General features: G+C 50.6%; 24 protein-coding genes. 15 read left to right on the top strand and 9 right to left on the bottom strand.

Translation table 11 applies throughout. The annotated features are described in order from the left end of the window. Nucleotides 1–70 precede the first annotated feature (70 nt). Genes N9C89_RS00835 through fliL form a run of 3 tightly spaced genes read right to left on the bottom strand, consistent with a single transcriptional unit; the run spans nucleotide 71 to nucleotide 1,519 of the window. The gene (locus N9C89_RS00835; protein ID WP_263951915.1) at nucleotides 71–667 is read right to left on the bottom strand and encodes a MotE family protein; all 597 of its coding nucleotides are present in this window, start codon (nucleotides 665–667) and stop codon (nucleotides 71–73) included. Further along, the gene (locus tag N9C89_RS00840; protein ID WP_263951916.1) at nucleotides 664–1,032 is read right to left on the bottom strand and encodes a hypothetical protein; all 369 of its coding nucleotides are present in this window, start codon (nucleotides 1,030–1,032) and stop codon (nucleotides 664–666) included. Before N9C89_RS00840 ends, N9C89_RS00835 begins: the two co-directional genes overlap by 4 nt. A gap of 10 nt (nucleotides 1,033–1,042) precedes the next feature. Next, on the bottom strand, nucleotides 1,043–1,519 hold the full coding sequence (gene fliL / locus N9C89_RS00845) for a flagellar basal body-associated protein FliL (protein ID WP_263951917.1): 477 nt from the start codon (nucleotides 1,517–1,519) through the stop codon (nucleotides 1,043–1,045). Between the two features lie 120 nt (nucleotides 1,520–1,639). On the opposite strand from fliL, the gene fliF reads away from it, so the two are divergent. From fliF to N9C89_RS00870, 5 genes are all read left to right on the top strand, one after another. Continuing rightward, complete coding sequence (gene fliF / locus N9C89_RS00850) at nucleotides 1,640–3,289, top strand: flagellar basal-body MS-ring/collar protein FliF (protein ID WP_263951918.1); 1,650 nt, start codon at nucleotides 1,640–1,642, stop codon at nucleotides 3,287–3,289. Continuing rightward, on the top strand, nucleotides 3,289–3,888 hold the full coding sequence (locus tag N9C89_RS00855; RefSeq protein WP_263951919.1) for a flagellar biosynthesis protein: 600 nt from the start codon (nucleotides 3,289–3,291) through the stop codon (nucleotides 3,886–3,888). Before fliF ends, N9C89_RS00855 begins: the two co-directional genes overlap by 1 nt. Before the next feature lie 7 nt (nucleotides 3,889–3,895). Continuing rightward, nucleotides 3,896–4,168, top strand: a complete 273-nt coding sequence (locus N9C89_RS00860; protein WP_263951920.1) for a FliM/FliN family flagellar motor switch protein — start codon at nucleotides 3,896–3,898, stop codon at nucleotides 4,166–4,168. Then, nucleotides 4,165–4,905: a flagellar type III secretion system pore protein FliP gene (gene fliP, locus N9C89_RS00865; protein ID WP_263951921.1), complete on the top strand. Its 741-nt coding sequence runs from the start codon at nucleotides 4,165–4,167 to the stop codon at nucleotides 4,903–4,905. Before N9C89_RS00860 ends, fliP begins: the two co-directional genes overlap by 4 nt. 277 nt (nucleotides 4,906–5,182) lie before the next feature. Then, nucleotides 5,183–6,019: a hypothetical protein gene (locus N9C89_RS00870; RefSeq protein ID WP_263951922.1), complete on the top strand. Its 837-nt coding sequence runs from the start codon at nucleotides 5,183–5,185 to the stop codon at nucleotides 6,017–6,019. A gap of 75 nt (nucleotides 6,020–6,094) precedes the next feature. Here N9C89_RS00870 and N9C89_RS00875 read toward each other — a convergent pair whose 3' ends face one another. The 6 genes from N9C89_RS00875 to N9C89_RS00900 form a co-directional block, all read right to left on the bottom strand. After that, entirely contained in the window at nucleotides 6,095–6,724 is a 630-nt protein-coding gene (locus N9C89_RS00875; RefSeq protein WP_263951923.1) for a transglutaminase-like cysteine peptidase, read from the bottom strand. A 396-nt stretch (nucleotides 6,725–7,120) separates the two neighbouring features. After that, nucleotides 7,121–7,957, bottom strand: coding sequence for an anti-sigma factor domain-containing protein (locus tag N9C89_RS00880; protein WP_263951924.1), 837 nt, complete (start codon nucleotides 7,955–7,957; stop codon nucleotides 7,121–7,123). A gap of 86 nt (nucleotides 7,958–8,043) precedes the next feature. Next, nucleotides 8,044–8,544, bottom strand: a complete 501-nt coding sequence (locus N9C89_RS00885) for a hypothetical protein (RefSeq protein ID WP_263951925.1) — start codon at nucleotides 8,542–8,544, stop codon at nucleotides 8,044–8,046. 56 nt (nucleotides 8,545–8,600) lie between these two features. Next, complete coding sequence (locus N9C89_RS00890) at nucleotides 8,601–9,113, bottom strand: fasciclin domain-containing protein (protein ID WP_263951926.1); 513 nt, start codon at nucleotides 9,111–9,113, stop codon at nucleotides 8,601–8,603. 190 nt (nucleotides 9,114–9,303) lie between these two features. Next, nucleotides 9,304–9,939 carry a ChrR family anti-sigma-E factor gene (locus tag N9C89_RS00895; protein ID WP_263951927.1) on the bottom strand — a complete coding sequence of 212 codons (636 nt, stop codon included), beginning with the start codon at nucleotides 9,937–9,939 and terminating at the stop codon, nucleotides 9,304–9,306. Next, entirely contained in the window at nucleotides 9,936–10,508 is a 573-nt protein-coding gene (locus N9C89_RS00900; RefSeq protein WP_394358464.1) for a sigma-70 family RNA polymerase sigma factor, read from the bottom strand. Before N9C89_RS00900 ends, N9C89_RS00895 begins: the two co-directional genes overlap by 4 nt. A gap of 192 nt (nucleotides 10,509–10,700) precedes the next feature. On the opposite strand from N9C89_RS00900, the gene N9C89_RS00905 reads away from it, so the two are divergent. The 10 genes from N9C89_RS00905 (at nucleotide 10,701) to N9C89_RS00950 (ending at nucleotide 19,661) form a co-directional block, all read left to right on the top strand. Next, complete coding sequence (locus N9C89_RS00905) at nucleotides 10,701–11,981, top strand: NAD(P)/FAD-dependent oxidoreductase (protein ID WP_263951928.1); 1,281 nt, start codon at nucleotides 10,701–10,703, stop codon at nucleotides 11,979–11,981. Next, nucleotides 11,978–12,736 (top strand): DUF1365 domain-containing protein, encoded by a 759-nt coding sequence (locus N9C89_RS00910; protein ID WP_263951929.1) that lies wholly within the window; start codon nucleotides 11,978–11,980, stop codon nucleotides 12,734–12,736. Before N9C89_RS00905 ends, N9C89_RS00910 begins: the two co-directional genes overlap by 4 nt. Next, the gene (locus N9C89_RS00915; protein ID WP_263951930.1) at nucleotides 12,733–13,284 is read left to right on the top strand and encodes a DUF3833 domain-containing protein; all 552 of its coding nucleotides are present in this window, start codon (nucleotides 12,733–12,735) and stop codon (nucleotides 13,282–13,284) included. The genes N9C89_RS00910 and N9C89_RS00915 overlap by 4 nt, the downstream gene beginning before the upstream one ends. Next, on the top strand, nucleotides 13,277–14,002 hold the full coding sequence (locus N9C89_RS00920; RefSeq protein WP_263951931.1) for an SDR family NAD(P)-dependent oxidoreductase: 726 nt from the start codon (nucleotides 13,277–13,279) through the stop codon (nucleotides 14,000–14,002). The genes N9C89_RS00915 and N9C89_RS00920 overlap by 8 nt, the downstream gene beginning before the upstream one ends. Nucleotides 14,003–14,174: 172 nt before the next feature. Continuing rightward, on the top strand, nucleotides 14,175–14,864 hold the full coding sequence (locus N9C89_RS00925) for a sugar transferase (protein WP_263951932.1): 690 nt from the start codon (nucleotides 14,175–14,177) through the stop codon (nucleotides 14,862–14,864). Between the two features lie 118 nt (nucleotides 14,865–14,982). Next, on the top strand, nucleotides 14,983–15,546 hold the full coding sequence (rfbC, locus tag N9C89_RS00930) for a dTDP-4-dehydrorhamnose 3,5-epimerase (protein ID WP_263951933.1): 564 nt from the start codon (nucleotides 14,983–14,985) through the stop codon (nucleotides 15,544–15,546). Then, nucleotides 15,543–16,583, top strand: coding sequence for a dTDP-glucose 4,6-dehydratase (gene rfbB / locus N9C89_RS00935; protein ID WP_263951934.1), 1,041 nt, complete (start codon nucleotides 15,543–15,545; stop codon nucleotides 16,581–16,583). Before rfbC ends, rfbB begins: the two co-directional genes overlap by 4 nt. Then, nucleotides 16,580–17,425 (top strand): dTDP-4-dehydrorhamnose reductase, encoded by an 846-nt coding sequence (rfbD, locus tag N9C89_RS00940; RefSeq protein ID WP_263951935.1) that lies wholly within the window; start codon nucleotides 16,580–16,582, stop codon nucleotides 17,423–17,425. The genes rfbB and rfbD overlap by 4 nt, the downstream gene beginning before the upstream one ends. Next, nucleotides 17,422–18,366 (top strand): glucose-1-phosphate thymidylyltransferase RfbA, encoded by a 945-nt coding sequence (gene rfbA, locus N9C89_RS00945; RefSeq protein ID WP_263951937.1) that lies wholly within the window; start codon nucleotides 17,422–17,424, stop codon nucleotides 18,364–18,366. Before rfbD ends, rfbA begins: the two co-directional genes overlap by 4 nt. Beyond that, a complete protein-coding gene (locus N9C89_RS00950) occupies nucleotides 18,363–19,661 on the top strand; it encodes a lipopolysaccharide biosynthesis protein (RefSeq protein ID WP_263951938.1) in 1,299 nt (432 codons plus the stop codon). Before rfbA ends, N9C89_RS00950 begins: the two co-directional genes overlap by 4 nt. The last annotated feature ends 83 nt before the right edge of the window (nucleotides 19,662–19,744 follow it).

The raw sequence follows: 19,744 nt of genomic DNA on the forward strand, positions 1-19,744 counted from the left end.
TTTGCTCACTAACTAGGGAAAACTCTGAAAAGAATTGCAGGCGTGTATTAAAAAACCCTCAATATGCCCATCATTCGGACTGAATGTTCGCATTGCGCCCTGCTAAAACGACGCTAATTGCATATGCGGACTCAGCTGGTAGTGATGCGAGAATATTGGCAGCGGTTTCGGACCTCATTCTCGCGATAAAACCGGCGGCGAAATCAGGTTCCATCTGCTCAAAGAGAGGCGCAGATTCGCTGGCTTTCATGTTCTCGTATAGTGCCGTGAGTTTATTAATATCTTCGTCTGCAGCGGAGTTTGCTTGGGCGATTGTTTGGCTTAAGGCCTCTTCTGCGGCGAGGAGATCTTGCATATTTTCTTCATAGACCCGTTCCGCAATTGCAAGTGTTGCTAACCTCTCTGCAATTTCGGCCTCTCGTTTCTCTGCATTTCGTTCTCGTTCTTGCAAAGAGGTTACAAGTGCCTCAAGGCCGTCCGTTGGAATACAGTAATCGGGCTCTGCCGGAGCGGTTAAACTCTCAAATTCGCGTGCAAGCGCTGGGCCCGCGCCACTGCCGAGGCGCATGAGCGCGGAGAGAATAAAGAAGCTAGCAACGATGATAAGGACGTTTCGGCTGCTTTTTCGTTTTCTGGAACGCACGTCTTTAGTTTGCTTAGGTCTCATTTGGCCCCCGATCGATGAAAAAAGCCAGCGCCCTTTACACTCTCTTTCGGGGCTGCTTCAGCTTGCGGCGCCTCGCCGTTCACGGGCAGATCGTGCAGAGAGGCAACGAGAATTTCGAGTTGCTTTGCGGCAGTTTCTGCACGTTCGGTTAGTGAATGAAGCGAAGCGGTTGAGTTGACGGCCGCCTGCTGGGCGTTCTGCAAGGTGGTCGTCATGTCATCGACCTGTGCCGACATGACGGCAACCGCGCCTCCAACCCCTTTCTCAAGGTCATTAAATTTTTTGAGCCGCCGAGAAAGGATCACGCAGTAAAGAGCAGCGCCTAATGTTCCTGCGAGCAAGAATATGTCTGAAATTAAATCCATCTAAGCCTCTCTAGTTTAAAACGAATTCCATGATCAGGAGATCACTCGCATTCTCCTCGCCGACTATGAGTTGAACGCGATAGAGGACTTGGATCCGGAGCATGTAGAGTGAATTCGAACGCTCCAAGTCTTGGACTTTCAAGGCCCTCAAGTAGCGGTTCAGGGTGTCCACAATCCGGGGCTTTAAAGCCTCAACGGCCTTTTCCTTACCCTTTGGGACTTCGATTTGAGCGGAGAACCTAAGGTGCCGTTGGTTGTTGCCGTCGTTGAGCGAAATCAGCAAAGGCTCAAGGGGAACAAACGAAACGTCTGAGTAGTCAGGTGTTTCGCTGGCGTGTTCCTTCGAACTTTTTTTGAACGCATTGGTTCCCATGCTGAAATAAAAGTAGCTACCGGCACCGCCAGCCAAAAAAAGTACGAGACTTAACAGGACCATTCGAATGGCTCCTGATGAGCGGCTTATCTTTTCAGAATCCTGGGCAACCATTTCGTCCACCGTTAAATGCGATGGAATCGTTATGCCGCATGAAAACTAACCGATTGTTAAGGCTGATCGGTGAAAGTTGATTCTGTTGATTTGGCAGAAGCCAATTGAAAAGGAATCGAAGTGCAACAATTTCTCGCTCTCTGGCAGTCTCTGAGTATGCCTCGGAAAATTTCTGTCGTCGCGGCAACTCTGGCTATGTTTAGTGCTGTTTTGATGATCTCGCGGGTCGCATCTTCTACGTCCATGTCTCTATTGTACGCGGGGCTAGAGCCGGGAAGTGCTGGTGAAGTCGTTGCGGCTCTTGAACAGCGTAGTGCGCCATATGAGGTGCGTGGGAGCGCGATCTACGTCGATAGCCAGCTTAGAGACGAGTTGCGGCTCTCGCTCGCCGCAGACGGGCTCCCGGAGAACGGCGCACAAGGCTATGAGCTGCTCGATTCTCTTACAGGTATTGGAACTACCTCGCAGATGTTTGACGCGGCGTACTGGCGTGCGAAAGAAGGCGAATTGGCGCGCACAATTCTTGCCAGCTCTAGCTACAAAAGCGCTCGTGTTCATCTATCGAATATGGTCAAGCAGCCGTTTAGTCGGGATGGTGACCGCACCGCATCGGTGACCGTCAAAGCGCAAAGCACAGTTACCCCGGATCAAGCGCGCGCCCTCAGATTTCTTGTAGCGTCGGCCGTTTCTGGTCTTATGCCAGAAAATGTCTCCGTGATTGATGGGCGTATTGGCAAAGTGATCGGCGCTGAAAATGAAGATCACGGTTTCCAAAATCCGGACGAGCGCGCGAAGGATATCAAGAATCGAGTGCTCCGGATTATTGCGGCACGCGTAGGGCCGGAAAACGTTGCTGTCGAAGTCAGTGTTGAAGCAGACATGGACAGCGAATCTATCGTTTCGCGAGAGTTCGATCCAGAGAGCCGTGTAGCGATCAGTACGGAAATTGAGGAACGGACTGCGAAATCCAATGATGTTCGAGGGTCTGCTGTGACCGTCGCGAGCAATCTGCCGGATGGTGATGCGGGGGCAAAAGATGACAACCGAAGTAGCGAAGATCGAGAATCAAAAGAGCGGACAAACTATGAGGTTTCTGAGACGAAACGCGAAGTTCTAAAGGCTCCGGGCGCGATAAAGAAGATAACCGTAGCAGTACTTGTCGACGCGGTTCATACGGTCGACGAAAAGGGTAACGAAAGCACAGCCCCACGTTCGCAAGAAGAATTGGATGCGCTCAGAGACCTTGTTGCTTCCGCGGTCGGGTACGACGAATCTCGCGGCGATGTAATTACCATCAAGTCCATGGTGTTTGAAAAAACAGCCGAACTCGGGACGGTAGCTGATGTCGATATTCTGACTACAATGGGAATCAATCTGACCCAAATCGTTCAGCTTGTGTTGCTCGGTTTGGTCGCGATGATAGCAATTCTATTTGTGATCAGACCATTTTTCTTGGGGAAACATAACGTAGGTCAGGCTGGTGAAACGCTTGAACTGCCAAATGAACTCACGCGCGAGCAGCGCCAAAACGCTCCAATCAGCGGTGAAATTGATGATGGAAGTCTGCCGATTCATCAGATGAATACAATTGCAGAGTTTGATTCTGGCAACGAGTTTGAACCATTGCCGGAGCTCAATGTGGCCTCCGGATATGTCGGTCAAACCGAGCCTAGCGATCCTGTCGCGCGGCTTCGTAAGATGATTGAAGAGCGTCAGGAAGAAACGGTTGCGACATTGAAAAACTGGATGGAAGAAGGGGAGACAACATAATGTCAAAACCTCTTCAGCTTGATGATTTTTCAGCTACAGAGCGACTGGAAATCAAAAGTCAAAAGCTTCCTATTGAAAAGCAGGAAGAGATCCGTCTCGCGGCATATGAGCAAGGTTACAAGGCGGGATGGGAAGATTGTGTTGCCGCTAATGAAAGTGACCAGACGAGAATTTCGGAAGAACTCGCGAGCAACCTTAATGAGTTGTCATTTACGTATCATGAAGCGCGGTCGTCAGTTCTGAAATCACTTGAGCCCGTGCTGAAGAAAATAACGGGTAAAGTTCTTCCAAGTATTGCGATGGATAGTTTTGGCGATCTTGTGGTTCAGAAAGCGTTAGCGCTGGCGAATGGTGCTTGCGATGTCCCGGTTGAGATTGTCGCATCCTCTGCAACTCTTGAAAAGATCACACCTTCTTCCAGCAAAGTTGAAAGCCTTCCATTGCAGTTCGTTGAAGAGCCCTCTCTTGGGGTCGGCCAAGTGTTTTTGCGTTTTGGAGCAAGCGAGCGTCAGATCGATGTCGAAAGCGTATTTGAAGGCATTAATGAAATCGTAGACGGCTTGTTTGAAGAAGACGGAGGGCTGGTAGCAAATGGATGAGAATTCAATGAACGAGACTGTGGGCAAGCTGTATACCGACCTCCCGCTAGAGTTAACCGTATCAGTCGGGCGCGCGCGCCCTCTGATTAAGGATTTAATCGAAGCACAAAAGGGAACAGTACTGCCCTTAGATGCGCGCGTTGATGATCCAGTAACGATCTATTTGGGCAACAAATTGGTGGCAACGGGTGAGCTGGTTGAGATGGACGGAGATCAACGCGGCAACCTTGCCGTCAAGCTCACGACAGTTAGCGGTTTGACAGAAAGTCAAAACAGATGAACTCGCTCCCAATTCGCGTTCTATTCCTGACCTTTCTAATTCTAGCCGTGTCAGGAGATGCAGTTAACGCACAGGAAATTGCGATCTCCTTTGGCGAGGGTACGTCTGTAGCTGGTCGCAGTATTCAACTCATCGTGTTGCTGACGATTCTCAGTGTCGTACCTGGGCTGGCGATCATGATCACGTGCTTTCCATTCATTGTGACTGTGTTGTCGATATTACGACAAGCTATTGGCTTGCAGCAATCACCTCCCAACATGTTAATTGTCAGTTTGGCAATGTTTTTGACTTATTTCGTAATGCAGCCTGTGTTCGAAGAAGCATGGGAGACCGGGCTTGATCCTCTCGTTGCCGAGGAGCTGGAACTGAAGGATGCGGTAGAGAACATGCTTTCCCCGTTCAAGATGTTCATGATGTCGAGAACAGATCCGGAAACGCTCCAGTCTCTAATCGACCTGCGAGAATCCACAGTTTCTGGTTCTACAGAGGCCGAGGAACAGCTTTCAATTCTAGTACCTTCATTCCTCATTTCTGAAGTGACGAAGGCATTTCAGATAGGGTTCATTGTTTTCCTACCATTTCTCATCATTGATTTGGTCGTTGCCGCGATCCTAATGTCGATGGGTATGATGATGGTGCCCCCCGCGATTGTTTCGCTTCCGTTTAAGCTGGCTTTCTTTGTCGTAGCGGATGGCTGGACGCTCATTAGTACAGCGCTTGTTGGCAGTTACTTTTGAATTTGCACACACGATGAAATCGCCAAAATTCTTTTGAAAGCGGCAACCTCTTCTCACGACAAAAAACTCGATTCGGCTAATTTTTCATGGCTAGCGCAGGGTTGCGGGTGGAAACAATTCAACCGATTGCGGCGAATTTGTGATGTTTAGACATGTTTCTGACATAATTTGAGCCAAATTCGCCTAAGTTCTTCCATATTTCGATGGGTTGGCGCATATTGAAGGTAGTTTAAGGCGCTCCGAGCGTCATAGTAATTCGTATCAGGAGTACAGAGTCATGAGACGCTTGGGTTTCAAGAATACAGTCGCAATTGCAATTTTAGGGTCATTCGCAGCAACCGGTGCTATGGCTCAGAGTAATTCCAGCAGCGCGAAATTCTACACGATTTCGGATGTTAAGAGCGCTGGAGATATTAAAATCCTCTGCGCCTTCAAGGATCTTTCCAATGGTCAGGTTGCGTATCTTCAAAGCATGCCAAACTTCGACGATATCCTCGCGGCTGCGGTTAAAGTTTGCCCAGATACGGCGCTCGACCTGACAGATTTTGCAACTGCTTCGGTTGGCGGCGGCGATGTCGGAAATGATAAAGACGAAAACCCAGTTTTTATGGGTGAGCCAAAACGCAAGAAATCTAGCTCCAAGCCAACTTCCGTCAAAACCAAGCCAACCTCCGTCAAAACTGTGCGCGAGTATGATGATGACATAGAGGACGAGGAAGAAGATTCAGGCGACGACGGTAATGACGGCGGCGGCACTGGAGACGGTGGTGGAACTGGCGACGGCGGCGGCACTGGAGACGGTGGCGGTACTGGCGACGGTGGCGGTACTGGCGACGGCGGCGGCACTGGAGACGGTGGCGGTACTGGCGACGGCGGCGGCACTGGTGATGGTGGCGGTACTGGTGACGGTGGCGGTACTGGTGACGGTGGCGGTACTGGTGACGGTGGCGGTACTGGAGACGGTGGCGGCACTGGAGACGGTGGTACAGATAGCGACGATGAGAAGCGCGGTAACGGCAATTCATCCTCTACCAATGGCAACTCTGGTGGTTCCAAAGGTAACGGTAGCAGCACCTCTAGCGGCAACCAAGGGAACGGTCAGTCCAAAAAATAAGTATCTTCAAGCCTGACAAAAAGAATGCGCGCGGTGCAAACGCCACGCGCATTTTTTCGTACTAATGTCAGATTTTCAGCTTTTTAGAATGCCGCCTGTTAAAACAGCAACCCAGTTATTTGGTGATTTCGGGCTTTGCATGCGCAGGAAAGTGTAGCCTGTTTTTCTCCAAGGTTTGATCTGATTTACCAAGTTATCCAGCACATAATCGCCGTTTGACGTGCGCATGATCAGAACAGCATGGGCATTGCGCTTTTTGTCTAGAACAGTTGCAATCAAAAGCGCTTCGGGCGGATAGCCCATTTTGATGAGTTCGCGCTTCTTAAGCAGAACAAAATCCTCACAGTCTCCACCGCGTCGTGTCGGGAGCGCCCAGTATTCTTTTACGCGATACTGTTGGCTGTCAGAGATTTCATTCACCCGTCGATTGATACTCGCGTTCAATCTCTTAATCTTGTTCATATCGAGTTGAACGTTCGCGGATTTTGACGATCCAGCACAGGCCCATGAATAGCGCCCGCATACGCCAGCAAATCCCATTGGTGCCGCAGCAGGGGAGCGTTGAATGAGAAAACGGCTGTCGACCCGTTCGGAGGCTTGTGTTTGCGTAGCGCTGGAACCGACTGCAACCGCAGCAGCACAGAGAAGCGCGATCGCCGCGCGTGCAAGCTTGACTTGAAATAGTCCTTCAATTCTGTTCCGCATAACAATAGCCCAACCTAAAAACACTGTTGAGCCTAGGAAGCCATTCGAATCTGGCGGGAATGTGGTGCGAAATTGGGTCATTGTGTGTCGATAATCAAAGTCTTGTCACATGTTGGTACTATGACTTCTTTAGCAATAAGGACTTTTTCAACGCCTCCGGTTTTGTTATTTGATAGTCCGTTGAAACGGAACTTACGTTGGTTGCAATTCGTGTGTGATGATAATTATCAAGAGAAACGTAGCAGCAACCGAGCACAAAAGGTAAGCCTCTTCCGATAACATTGCGATCTGAATTGGTCACAATTCGGTTGGTCGGCGAAAAGACGCGAGGTTTGTGCGAAACCTCGCTCATTTATGACACTTCGTTTCAAGAGCAGCATGTTTTGAGCCCCAATTCTATTCGGTTACAACAGGGCCAGCGGCGATCATTTCAGAAAGCCCGCCGGATTCAACGTCGTCTGAGCCAGCTCTAGCGGTGATCGCCAGAATGCCGCCATCAAGCTGGGAACGGATCTGTTCGGCTACGATGAAGTCAGTTGCGCTATCCTTAGGTAGGACGCCCAATGACACGGGGATAATAGCACCGGAAGGGATTAGCCAAAGCTCCAGTTCAGTTCCGTCCGCGGGTTGCTCTTCTTTGTCCTCGATGTGTACGGCGCCGGAACTCACGTTGTAAGTCAGCGCAAGAAAAACATCATCGCCTTCTGTTTGAAGGGTTGCGCTATGAGTTGCCACGGGAAGAGGCTCAGGCGCAGGAAGCGTTGCAACACCAATTGCTAGAATTATCATAAGTGCGGAAGCGGCACCTAAAAAGAAGCGAAACCAGGAATGTTTCCGCTTCGGGGCTTTGGGCGATGCCTTTTTAGTTGGCGTTGCGACAGCCGGTTCCGATAACCGTTTCTTTATTGTGAGCTTGATATGCCGTGGCGGCAAAATTGGGACGATGACATCTGGTTCGTTTTTGTCAGCGCTCTGAAACTTTGGCGTTTGGCGCGCGGTCCAGAAAATCCATTCGATTGGGTCCAGGCCGCTTGCCTGATAGCTGCCAGCAGTTGCCCAGATTGCGAGATACGTATCGAACAAAGCCTCTTCGGATTGAACACGGCTTCCCAGAGTTTGATTGCAATATCCGAATAATTGCGAGCCGGTCTCATTGTACAGCTTGGAAAGCGCGTCTTGGTCGCCGTTTCCAATCTGCAGGATCAAATTCTCTAGTTCGTTTGTACTGGTCATCACAGGCCTTTGGTCGTTCTATGATGTTGCTAGACACGGAAATCGTGGCGGCATTGAGGGCGGATTTCGTCAATTTTGCAGAACCGTCAAATAAACGGATCATATGCCCATTGCAGAAGCGCTTGCCGCTGTTTGGGTCGGCAGAATAGATCGTTTGGGTGGCAGTTTGACTTGATTTGCCCTGCATGGCGCGCGAAGGATTTCCAGCGCTTGATCTGAATTGAGTCGATGTTCTCCAACCGTCTGCCCATGTAATACCGGCAATACCATTGAAACCAGCCGCGTGGGTCAGGTCCGTAGATCCAACCTTTCTGTTTCCAGACACTTAGAGGTTGGCGGCTTTTGATGCCGAAATAGTTGAGTTGAACAGATGGCTTGTCAGCAATTTTTGCCATTTCGAACCAGTCTTCGGGAAATTCATCTTGGCAATCGTTGATGTACTTTCCTTCAAATACGCCGAGTTCAAGCATTTGCTTTGGCGTATGAAAGGGACGGAACGCTGGGTCAAAATTCTCACCCGGTTCCGCAATGCACAAATACACGTAGTCAGTTTGAAAGCTATCGTTTACGTGAATCTCGCGGGTCATAAAAAAACTTCTTGAAAAGTGGCGCTCCGCCCGAAATTGACGGAGCGCCGTAGGGTTTAGCAGCTTGGTTTAGTGCCGGGGAGCAGCACTTTGTCGACAACGTGGATTACGCCATTATCCGCCATAATATCTGCGATAACAACGTTGGCCATTTGACCTGTGCCGTCAGCTACCATCACCCCGTCAGCGCCGGCTTTGATGCAAAGGCGATCGCTTTCGAGCATTGGTTTCACGTAAGTTGAGCCAGCAGGGATCATGTCTGAGGTCAGCTTACGGTCGTCTACGTGGTAAAGAAGGACGTTGGTGAGTTGCTGTTTGTTCTCTGGCTTGAGAAGCGTCTCGACTGTGCCTTCTGGCAGAGCAGCAAATGCATCATTCACCGGAGCGAATACTGTGAACGGACCTTCACCGGAAAGTGCGTCTGCGAGGCCGGCTGCTTGTACGGCTGCAACCAGAGTTGTGAAGCGCTCATCGCCTGCTGCGATTTCAACGATGTTGTCAGCAGTTGCGGCGGAACCTGCGGCGCTGATTGCGAGTGCTGCTACTGTAGCTTTGATACCAAATTTCATTTTATCTTCTCCAAATTGCTGGACTGTTTTGCTAGTCCGTTTCTGTGTTCGTATCTCGATTACGCGAGCCGTCTGGAGATGGATCAGAAAATCACGGTTTCGTGATGATTTATTTTTAATCGACTGATTTAAAACATAAAAACCCGCCAATGTTGGCGGGTTTTGTTTCTCTTCGTCGTTTTATTGGTGCCTAGATTTTGAATATCGGCTGCAACAATCGCGGCATTAACGAGTTAAACTTTAGTGGAGCATCCGTTGCGGCCAAGCAGATGCACGGATCACCTGCATCAGCGATTGGGGTATGCTCAACATCTTCGTTGGCAACCTCAACATCTCCGACACCAAAACGTCCACCTTCGTCACTAAAGCTACCTTGCAGAACGAGCGTCAGCTCAAGGCCTCCGTGGGAGTGATCTGGCATGGCTTGACCTGGGGGAATGTGAAGCAGGCGAACAGAACCATTCTCTCCAGCAGAGATGATGCATTGCTTTACGCCCAGCCCAAGAGATTTCCATTTTGGCGGCTGCCCTTCGAGCGCCTCCATAACCGGGCCGGGGAGTGCGCCTTCGCGCTCATATACCGGTTCACGGACGAAATCATCGTCAAGCTGCGCTAGAATGCTCGCCTTCAAATCTTTTGAAAGGCGTTCCTCCAGCGTCGTTTCAAGTACGACACCGCCAGCGGCATTGTGCGCCTCAAGCGAAGCGCGGCAGTCGTCACATAGTGACACATGCGAGGCAACAACCAACGCAAAAGGCTGTGGAAGTGTTCCTGCGGCATATGATGCGAGCAGGTGGTCTGGTAAATGATGGGTAATCGCGGTCATGATCGCATCCCCTTTAACTCATGTCTTAGGCGCTCCAACCCCAGTCGGACGCGCGATTTGATTGTTCCAAGCGGTAACCCCGTCTGGTTGCTGATCTCCTGGTGGGTCAGCTCACCGAGGTACACCCTCTCGATTATTTCCCGTTGGTCCGGTTTAAGCCGCTGAATGGCTTCTCTGAGCTTGGTAGCTTCTTGTTCTAGTGCGAGCGACTGTGACGCATCTGGTTCCGGATCCGGCTCTTGCGTGAGCTCTTCCGGAATGGGGCGCCGCTCCTTTCGGATCATGTCGATCATACGGTTGCGGGTGACCTGATAAACCCACGCAGAGACTTGCGCTCGGTTCGGGTCAAATTGATCTGCCTTACGCCAAACTGTCAGCATTACGTCTTGAACGATCTCTTCGGCTTGACCCGAAGATACTCCAGAACGCATGACAAAACCTTTCAGGCGTGCGGCGTAATGGTCAAACAAAGCCCCGAATGCGGCTTTGTCGCGATTGTCGCGGACGGCAATCATCCACTGTGTTTCTTGTGATAGCGCGCTTTGCGTGTTCACGTCGGTCCTATCCATTTGCCAAGCGGGTATACCCGAACGCCTCACTGGTGGTGAGACATAGGTGCGCCGCCGTGGCTTGAGGGCTGTTTGTGTTTCTGCTTCTACAACTATCATACTTCCAATACGGGGCAGCAGAAAATTTGGATCAAAAATGATCCGAACTGTTTTTTTCGGCGTAATATCAGTCAACAACAAGCTGGAGAGACCATGTCATTTGATATCCCTCACTCAGAACCAAAGCGCGTAGCCATTATAGGTGGAGGCATTTCAGGGCTTGCCGCAGCGTATCTACTCTCGACCCGCTGCTCGGTCACTCTATTTGAAGCGGGTCAGAAACTTGGCGGCCACGCACGAACGATTCATGCGGGCCGGAATGGTAATCAGCCTGTGGACACCGGTTTCATCGTATTCAACAAAGTGAATTACCCGCATCTGACGAAGATGTTTGAGCATTTGGATGTTCCGATCATCAAAAGTGATATGAGCTTTGGCGCGACGATTGATGATGGGCGGGTCGAGTACGGCTTGGCCACACTTGGTGCTCTCTTCGCTCAGAAGCGCAACCTTCTCCGCCCAGGTTTCGCGCGCATGATCCGTGACATCGGACATTTTAACAGCCAAGCCGAGAAGCTCGCCACAGACGACAGCGCCACAATCGGCGAACTTATGGACGATCTTCGCGTTGGCGAGTGGTTCCGACGCTTTTATCTGTTGCCGCTTTGCGGTGCGATCTGGTCCACGCCGCCCTCCAAAATTCGCGACTTTCCAGCGCACACGCTTGTACAGTTTTTCCGCAATCACGCGCTTTTGTCGGCGACGGGACAACATCAGTGGTGGACCGTAAAGGGCGGAAGCCGAGAATATGTGTCACGCTTGGAACATTACCTGCGCGCGCGCGGTGTTGCCCTGCGTACGGGTACTCCTGTCTCAAATGTTGTGCGGAAAGAAGGGGGCGTAACAATTCAAACCTCGGCTCAAGCACCTGAACAGTTTGATGAGGTGATCTTTGCATGCCATTCAGATCAAGCGCTAAAGCTCCTGCAGAATCCAACACCAGATGAAATCGCTGCACTTTCTGCAATTCGCTTTCAGGACAATGAAGTCATCCTGCATCGTGATGAAACACAAATGCCGTTGCGCCGTTCTGTTTGGTCAAGCTGGGTTTATCGCGCCAATTCAACAAAAGACGAGCCGAAAATCGGTGTGACCTATTGGATGAACCGGCTTCAAGCCATTCCCGAAAATGATCCTCTTTTCGTGTCGCTTAACCCGCTTAAGCCCGTACCGGACGAGCTGATTTATGACCAAAAAACATTTCGGCACCCTGTTTTCGATGGGGCCGCTCTAAAGGCCCAGCATGCGTTGAAAAGCATACAGGGGCAAAACCGAACTTGGTTTGCAGGGGCGTATACACGTCACGGATTTCACGAGGATGGTTTTGCAAGTGCCGTACGGATTGCCGACGCAATGGAGATGCAGACAGCATGACCTCCGCTGTTGAACATATTCGTGGTGTAACCCATCATATTCGGCGCGGCGATGTTCAGCATCGCTTCCGCTATGGTGTTGACTACGTCTTGCTTGACGCCGAAGCGAAGAATGCAGCGCCAAGCCTGTTCTCGCGGAATAGGTTCAACCTGCTTTCGGTCAATGACCGGAGCCACGGTGGCAAAATTGCAAATGGTGACGGAGCAAAGTGGGTCAGGAGGGTGTTGGCCGAGAACGAGATAGAAGCAGCCGACACCAAGATCCTTTTGCTCACTCAACCAAGCTTTCTTGGTTATGTCTTTAACCCAGTCAGTTTTTGGCTGGTGATGCGCGAAGATGCGTTGATTGTAGTGATTGCCGAAGTCTCAACACCTTTCGGTGATCGGCACTCCTATCTGTGCTTCAATGAAGGGTTAACACCGATAACAACGAATGACCGGATTAAACGTCAGAAGAAACTGCATGTTTCACCCTATCAACTTGTTGAGGGGGAGTATGAATTCGGCTTCGATATTCGGCCGGATCAAATTTCGATACGGATCATTCATACGCGCGGAAATGAAGGATTGGTTGCGACTTTGTCGGGTGGACGCGGGCCACTTACGAACACTGGCATATTGAGTGCGATTGTTCGGCGACCGCTTGGCGCCGCGCGAACGGTTGCCCTGATTTATTGGCAGGCGCTGAGGCTAAAGCTCAAAGGTGCAACCTATCGAACGCGGCCCGCGCCACCCGAAACCGAGGTATCCAAATGACCACCATATCTTTACTCCTCTTTGGGGCATTGCTCTTCGTGCTGCTTTCGTCCGGCTTTAAGCGCCAGAAACTTGAACAGTATGCTAAAAGCGGTCCCCGTTTTGATGTAAGCGAAGTTTTTGATGGAGCTGTTCTCTGTGAGGGTGTGATCTATGGCCCGATGGGGTCTGTGACCTCTCGGTTCGTTGCCACCATGGATGGAAAGTGGTCGAAGGACGCTGGCAACATTCATGAAGTATTCACCTATGCAAACGGCGAAGAGCAGTCGCGAAACTGGCGTATCACGGTGAAAGAGAACGGCCATTTCGAAGCGACTGCAGATGATATTGTTGGCGTTGCGAAGGGGCGGCAACTTGGTTCTGCTGCGCGCCTTACATATCGCTTGCGGCTTCCTGAGTCCGCTGGGGGGCACGTTCTTTCGGTCACAGATTGGATGTACCAACTCGACAACGGGACGATTATCAATCGATCCGAAATGAGGAAGTTTGGTTTCAAGGTCGCTGAACTCGTTGCAACGATGCGCCCTCTTGGAGCTTCCGATGTTTAGCGGAAAAACCTATTGGATTGTTGGTGCCTCCGAAGGTCTTGGCCGTGCGCTTGCAAAAAGCTTAAGCAATGAAGGCGCGAAGCTTGTGGTGTCGGCCCGCTCCGAGGAACGCCTGAAAAGTCTTGCGGATAAACTGCCAAACGCTCGCTGTGTTGTCATGGACGTTTGTGACAAGAGCTCGGTGGAAGTGGCGTCCCAGCAAGTTGGTGAAATTGATGGGCTTATCTATTGTGCTGGAGCATATGATCCGATTGGGGCTCTTGATTGGCAAAACGATAAGGTTTTGCGAATGGCGGATGTCAACTTTCAAGGCGCGCTTCGCGTGCTTGGTGAGGTGATGCCGAGCTTCAGCGCGCGCAAGTCGGGGCATATTGTCCTGATTGGTTCGCTCGCGGGTTTTAGCGGATTGCCACAGGCCGTTGGATATGGCGCGAGCAAATCTGCATTGATGCATCTTGCAGAGAACATCAAAGCAGATGTCGCTCGTACAGATATTCAAGTTCAAGTTGTAAATCCGGGTTTCATAAAAACGCGACTTACGGATAAGAACGATTTTGACATGCCCTCGATCATGGAACCAGACCAAGCAGCGACCGCCGTCGTTAACGCGATGAAATCTGGACGCTTCTCAACAAGCTTTCCGCGTCCGTTTTCATGGATATTTAAGCTTTCGCGCTTTGTGCCGCTGTCGCTGTTTCATCGTATAGTTGTGCGATGATTGCGGATTTGTTCATATTTTCGCGACTATTCGGTATTATTTGAGACATTTTTGCATCCCAAGACCAGTTGGCTAAAATTTTACTCGACTTTAAGTTGAGTGGTTCCTAACACTTATACGCAGTTATGCGATACTGCAGGGTGGCGGTGTCTGACCTTTGGGAGGTTTGACTGTGAAAGACGTGTCTTTTGACGCGGAAATGAACAACCTAAGCGTGTGTTATGAGTTTCCTGCGCCTCGTTCTGGCGGGTTCTATCAGAAACGGTTAAAGCGTCTATTCGATCTCATAATGGTCGTGTTCTTGCTGCCGATTGTTGCCCCGCTCGTTTTTCTGTTTTGGCTATTGATCCAATTTGGTGGCGGCAAGGGTATTTACCGTCAGGACCGTGTTGGACGGGGTGGCAAACCCTTCTCGTGCCTTAAACTGCGAACAATGGTTTGTAACGCCGAGCAGACATTAGAGGATTTGTGCAAGAATGACGCTCAAATCGCCGCAGAGTGGGCCAAGAACCAAAAGCTGGCCAATGATCCGCGAATTACCAAACTTGGCCGTTTCCTACGGGCGACGAGTTTGGATGAACTCCCACAGATCTGGAACGTGCTCAAAGGTGACATGAGCTTCGTTGGGCCGCGCCCGATTATGACCGGGCAAAATCAAGCCTACAAAGCCGCTGGCGGTCGCGCGTATTACACTATGCGCCCTGGTATTACGGGTCTTTGGCAGGTTGCAGGTCGAGGAACGACATCATTCGCAGACCGCGCGGCTTTTGATGAAATCTATTCGGAGCGAATTAGTTTTGTCGGCGACCTTAAACTCATTCTTAACACAGTTAATGTCATTTTCGAGCAAACGGGGCATTGATGTTTAGGTTATCGATGGCTGATTCAACTCGAACTCCTAGCGCTGTTGGTAGCGTTTGGTCGAGTGATTTTTGCTCGCGTCCCGTTGTCATCAGTATCCTAGAACGGGGCATTAACGAATGAAGATTGAGGAAACTCCACTCGACGGCGCGTTGGTCATTACGCCTGACCGTTTCCAAGACCAACGCGGGTTCTTTTCAGAGACATACGTAAAGAAGAATGTCGAGGAGGCTCTCGGCGGCGTCGAGTTTGTGCAAGACAACCATTCCTATTCCAAAAGCGCGGGAACCCTGCGCGGCCTTCACTATCAAGAGCCCCCGTTTGATCAGGCGAAGCTGGTTCGTTGTACGCGTGGTTCGATCTTTGATGTGGCGGTCGATTTTAGGCAGGGATCAATAACATATGGAGAGTGGTATGCCGAGGAACTGAGTGCAGAGAATGGTAAGCAACTCTTTGTACCACAGGGTTTTTTGCATGGCTTCCTGACGTTGGAAGATGACACTGAAGTTCTCTACAAGTGCAGTAACTATTACGCGCCGAGTCATGATCGGACTATCGCGTGGGATAGCGCGAATATTCTTTGGCCGATTGAAGGCCAACAGCCGATTATCTCTGAAAAAGACGCCGCTGCGCCAGCATTTCAAACTGTCGATTGTCCGTTTAGTTTGGAGGCCTGCGCATGAAGCTTCTTGTTACAGGCGGAGCGGGTTTTATCGGGTCAGCAGTTGTGAAGCTCGCTCTCAAACGAGGCTACGAGGTCGTCAACCTAGATGCGCTCACATACGCGTCATGCCTCAGAAGCCTTAGCGATGTCTCGGATCATCCTGCCTATAGCTTTGAGAAAGCGGATATTCGAGACAGATCAAAACTTGATCAAATCTTTGCAAAACATAAGCCGGATGCCGTTATGCATCTTGCCGCAGAAAGCCACGTGGACCGGTCCATTGATGGCCCAAGCGCGTTCATCGAAACCAATATCGTTGGTACGTTTAATTTGCTGGAAGCGTCAAAATCGTATTGGCAGGTATCAGGTCAACCGAAAAACTTCAGGTTTCACCATGTGTCGACCGACGAGGTTTTCGGAACCCTCGGAGAAACGGGTATGTTCACTGAAACAACTCCGTACGCCCCAAACAGCCCATATTCCGCGTCCAAAGCTGCCAGCGATCATCTCGTTCGGGCTTGGGCGGAGACTTACGGTTTGCCAGTGGTGCTCAGCAATTGTTCAAATAATTACGGCCCACGGCAATTCCCTGAAAAATTGGTTCCGGTAGTTATCCTTAATGCGCTCGCCGGCAAGGAAATTCCGATCTACGGCAATGGCGCAAACATTCGTGACTGGCTCTTTGTCGAAGACCACGCGGATGCGCTCCTACACGTTCTTGAGAGAAGTGCGCTTTCTGAGAGCTACAACATCGGTGGCGAAAACGAAGCGACGAATCTTCAGATCGTTAACCTAATTTGCGCTGTGTTGGATGATCTGCGCCCCGCGCAAGAGCCGTATAAAGAGCAAATACGTTTTGTCAGGGACAGGCCTGGTCACGATCTAAGATACGCGATTGACCCGCAAAAAATTCGCAATGAGCTTGGATGGCGGCCTTCGGTAACGCTCGAACAAGGCATGCGCAGAACAGTCGAGTGGTATCTGAACAATCAAGATTGGTGGGCACCCCTATTGATGCGAGACGGCGCCGGAGAGCGGCTGGGAGTGTCCGCATGATCTTGGTTTTTGGTAAAAACGGTCAAGTGGCGCGAGAGCTTAACAAATTCGACAAAGCGCATTGCATTGGTAGAGATGAAGTCAATCTTGAGCGGCCGGAAGAGAGCGAACAAATAATCCGGCAATTGCGCCCTCTCGCAGTCATCAATGCTGCGGCCTACACCAATGTGGATACGGCCGAAACAGAGCAGAAAAAAGCGGCTTTGATTAACTCTGACGCTCCGAGAATTATGGCCAAAACCTGTTCCTCTCTCAGTATCCCCTTTGTACACATTTCGACTGACTACGTGTTTAGCGGCGAAGGCCATCTGCCGTGGCGGCCAGAGGATGAAACTGATCCGATAAACGCCTACGGGCGGTCAAAGCGCGAAGGAGAGTTGGGTGTTCTCAATGCTGGAGGTCGGTCAGCGGTTTTGAGAACCAGTTGGGTGTTTTCAAGCTACGGGACAAATTTCGTCAAAACTATGCTTCGCCTCGGGGAAGAGCGCGAGGAAGTTCAAGTCGTAGCCGATCAGTTCGGCGGGCCAACGTCGGCCGCTGAAATCGCTAAAATATGCATGCAACTGGTTGCGCATTTAGAGGCCGATGCCAGCGCTGCAGGTATCTACCATTTTGCCGGTGCTCCAACAACAAGTTGGGCAGGATTTGCCGAAGCGATATTCGCAAAAGCACATATCGATTGCATGGTTACCGAGGTTCAATCGCGAGACTATCCTACCGTTGCTAAACGCCCCTTAAATTCACGTCTTTGCTGCGAAAAACTCTCTGGTTTCGGAGTTGCACAACCAGACTGGCGCGATGGTTTGACACAAGTAATTGACGAAATGGGAGCCTCTGCATGACACAGAAAAACAGAAAAGGCATCATTCTCGCGGGCGGTTCGGGAACGCGACTATATCCTATCACCATGGGCGTTTCGAAGCAGTTACTTCCAGTCTACGACAAACCTATGATTTATTACCCGCTTTCAGTCTTGATGCTTGCGGGAATTCGAGAAATAGCAGTCATAACAACGCCACGTGATCAGGCGCAGTTTAAAGAAGTTCTCGGCGATGGGAGCCAGTGGGGAATTGAGCTTGAATATATCGTTCAAGCTTCACCGGATGGTCTCGCCCAAGCTTTCATCCTCGCCGATGAGTTTCTTGATGGCGCGCCGTCCGCGCTCATTTTGGGTGACAATATTTTCTTCGGTCATGGGTTGCCGACACAGTTAAAAGCGGCAAATTCCCAAAGCGCCGGTGGAACGGTGTTCGGGTACCATGTTTCAGATCCCGAACGATACGGAGTTGTTGCTTTTGATGACCGCGGAAAGGCGCTAGAGATCATTGAGAAGCCAACGGTGCCCCCATCGAACTATGCGGTAACGGGCCTATATTTCCTTGATGAAAAAGCGCCTCAACTCGCAAGAGAGGTGCGGCCATCGGAGCGCGGCGAGCTCGAAATTACGTCCTTGCTCGAGATGTATTTGCATGCCGGTGAACTCGATGTTCGAACAATGGGCCGTGGGTATGCATGGCTCGACACGGGTACGCACAGCAGCCTTTTGGACGCGGGGAACTTGGTTCGGACTCTAGAGGCACGGCAGGGCATGTTAACCGGAAGCCCTGACGAAATTGCATTTGAATCCGGTTGGATTGACGGCGAAGGGCTAAAGGAGAGAGCCACTCTTTTTTCAAAGACAAACTACGGAAATTATCTGGCCTCTCTGTGTATCGATGGCGTTAACTTTCCTGAAACTCAATGCGCGCAACCTGTCATGGCGGAAGTGCCGAGGCTCATATGAAGGAGAGCAATACAAGCGCACGTAAACTCATTTCAGACAGTATAAGTACTATACTTCTGAAAGCGGGATCATTGCTGGTTTCGCTTGCGTTTGTTTCTGTTCTTTCATTTGCGCTGCCTGCGAGTGAATACGGCAAATTGGCAGTTGTTCTTTCGGCCGCAATGATTTGCTCGGCCATTGGTTCTTTTGGTCAGTACGATTTGCTCGTTCGTGATCTCTCTAAATCTTCGCCCGATCGTGAAGGGTTCAAAAAGCAAATTGCAGTTTCTACAAACTGGGCATTCTGGGGCGGAATAGCCTGCGGCTCCGCAGCATCAATGTTGCTGCTTTTCGGCGGATTTGGCTATCGGCTGGCAATCGCTGTTTTGGCCCTATCTTCGCTCTTGAGTATTAGTTTCGCTTGGTCGGGCGCTGCCCGCGCACGCGGAGAAAATTTCTGGTCTTTGGCACCACGAGAGATTTTGTGGCGGCTGGCAGTCGTTATTATTACGGGCGGGCTACTTGTAATTGATGTTCAGATCTCCGCGGCTTCGATGGGACTGCTGCTTGTTGCAGTGCTTTTGTTGTTCCTGTTGTTGCAAGGTCAAAAACTCGGGTTCCGTTTGCGGTGGATCACTTTGGCCAAGCCGGCGAGATTGCGGACACAACGCGCAAAATGTAGTTTTGACCTGATGATTGGGCAAGTTGCTGCAGTCGGATTGAGCACAGTCGATATCGTTATTGTTGGTCTGATGATTTCCGAAACTGCCGCTGCAGAATACTTTCCGGCGAACCGTATTGCGTTAGCAGTTAGCACTGTTACGTTCGCGCTATACTTAGTGATTTCTCCACTTGTGTCCGCCACGCATTCAAAATTTGACCGCGAGAAGTTGGAGTTTTGGGCGAGCATTGCGACAGCTGCTTCTGTAAGCATAAGCATCCTCATTGGCGCATTGATTTGGGTTGGATACCCTTTGGTTTCAATGCTGTTTGCAACGGCAACGTCCCCAACAGCAACTGCGCTCACAATCCTCATTCTCGCTCAAGTCTTGCAGGCAAGCCTAGGGTTTGGGAACGCGTTCTTGGCGATGACGGGCCGTGAAAGAGCGTTAAGAAAAATTGAGTTTTGGGGCCTAGTGTTTGGGCTAATGTTCATGGCCATTGCCGCTTTGTCGGGATCAATTGTACTTGTTGCAGGCGCGCGTTTGATCGCTGTTGTGGCTAAGAAGGCTGTCGTTGCTTACACGGCCTATAAGCTTACGGGCTTCGCGCCTTTCTCTTTGAAAGCCCCCACGAAGGCTCTGCGGCATGCATAGCTCACCTGCAAATTCAATAATGCCCGGTTTCGAGCCACGTGTTGACTATCGCATCAGCCCAAAACTCGCCGTAGATCTCGTTC

The organism is Halocynthiibacter sp. SDUM655004, from assembly GCF_026015885.1.
Classification (GTDB): domain Bacteria; phylum Pseudomonadota; class Alphaproteobacteria; order Rhodobacterales; family Rhodobacteraceae; genus Falsihalocynthiibacter; species Falsihalocynthiibacter halioticoli.

Bases quoted from the DNA above. Each gene is read 5' to 3' on its own strand.
- N9C89_RS00835 (WP_263951915.1), bottom strand. From the start codon at position 667: ATGAGACCTAAGCAAACTAAAGACGTGCGTTCCAGAAAACGAAAAAGC.
- N9C89_RS00840 (WP_263951916.1), bottom strand. From the start codon at position 1,032: ATGGATTTAATTTCAGACATATTCTTGCTCGCAGGAACATTAGGCGCT.
- fliL (WP_263951917.1), bottom strand. From the start codon at position 1,519: ATGGTTGCCCAGGATTCTGAAAAGATAAGCCGCTCATCAGGAGCCATT.
- N9C89_RS00855 (WP_263951919.1), top strand. From the start codon at position 3,289: ATGTCAAAACCTCTTCAGCTTGATGATTTTTCAGCTACAGAGCGACTG.
- N9C89_RS00860 (WP_263951920.1), top strand. From the start codon at position 3,896: ATGAACGAGACTGTGGGCAAGCTGTATACCGACCTCCCGCTAGAGTTA.
- fliP (WP_263951921.1), top strand. From the start codon at position 4,165: ATGAACTCGCTCCCAATTCGCGTTCTATTCCTGACCTTTCTAATTCTA.
- N9C89_RS00870 (WP_263951922.1), top strand. From the start codon at position 5,183: ATGAGACGCTTGGGTTTCAAGAATACAGTCGCAATTGCAATTTTAGGG.
- N9C89_RS00875 (WP_263951923.1), bottom strand. From the start codon at position 6,724: ATGCGGAACAGAATTGAAGGACTATTTCAAGTCAAGCTTGCACGCGCG.
- N9C89_RS00880 (WP_263951924.1), bottom strand. From the start codon at position 7,957: ATGACCAGTACAAACGAACTAGAGAATTTGATCCTGCAGATTGGAAAC.
- N9C89_RS00885 (WP_263951925.1), bottom strand. From the start codon at position 8,544: ATGACCCGCGAGATTCACGTAAACGATAGCTTTCAAACTGACTACGTG.
- N9C89_RS00890 (WP_263951926.1), bottom strand. From the start codon at position 9,113: ATGAAATTTGGTATCAAAGCTACAGTAGCAGCACTCGCAATCAGCGCC.
- N9C89_RS00895 (WP_263951927.1), bottom strand. From the start codon at position 9,939: ATGACCGCGATTACCCATCATTTACCAGACCACCTGCTCGCATCATAT.
- N9C89_RS00900 (WP_394358464.1), bottom strand. From the start codon at position 10,508: ATGGATAGGACCGACGTGAACACGCAAAGCGCGCTATCACAAGAAACA.
- N9C89_RS00905 (WP_263951928.1), top strand. From the start codon at position 10,701: ATGTCATTTGATATCCCTCACTCAGAACCAAAGCGCGTAGCCATTATA.
- N9C89_RS00910 (WP_263951929.1), top strand. From the start codon at position 11,978: ATGACCTCCGCTGTTGAACATATTCGTGGTGTAACCCATCATATTCGG.
- N9C89_RS00915 (WP_263951930.1), top strand. From the start codon at position 12,733: ATGACCACCATATCTTTACTCCTCTTTGGGGCATTGCTCTTCGTGCTG.
- N9C89_RS00920 (WP_263951931.1), top strand. From the start codon at position 13,277: ATGTTTAGCGGAAAAACCTATTGGATTGTTGGTGCCTCCGAAGGTCTT.
- rfbC (WP_263951933.1), top strand. From the start codon at position 14,983: ATGAAGATTGAGGAAACTCCACTCGACGGCGCGTTGGTCATTACGCCT.
- rfbB (WP_263951934.1), top strand. From the start codon at position 15,543: ATGAAGCTTCTTGTTACAGGCGGAGCGGGTTTTATCGGGTCAGCAGTT.
- rfbD (WP_263951935.1), top strand. From the start codon at position 16,580: ATGATCTTGGTTTTTGGTAAAAACGGTCAAGTGGCGCGAGAGCTTAAC.
- rfbA (WP_263951937.1), top strand. From the start codon at position 17,422: ATGACACAGAAAAACAGAAAAGGCATCATTCTCGCGGGCGGTTCGGGA.
- N9C89_RS00950 (WP_263951938.1), top strand. From the start codon at position 18,363: ATGAAGGAGAGCAATACAAGCGCACGTAAACTCATTTCAGACAGTATA.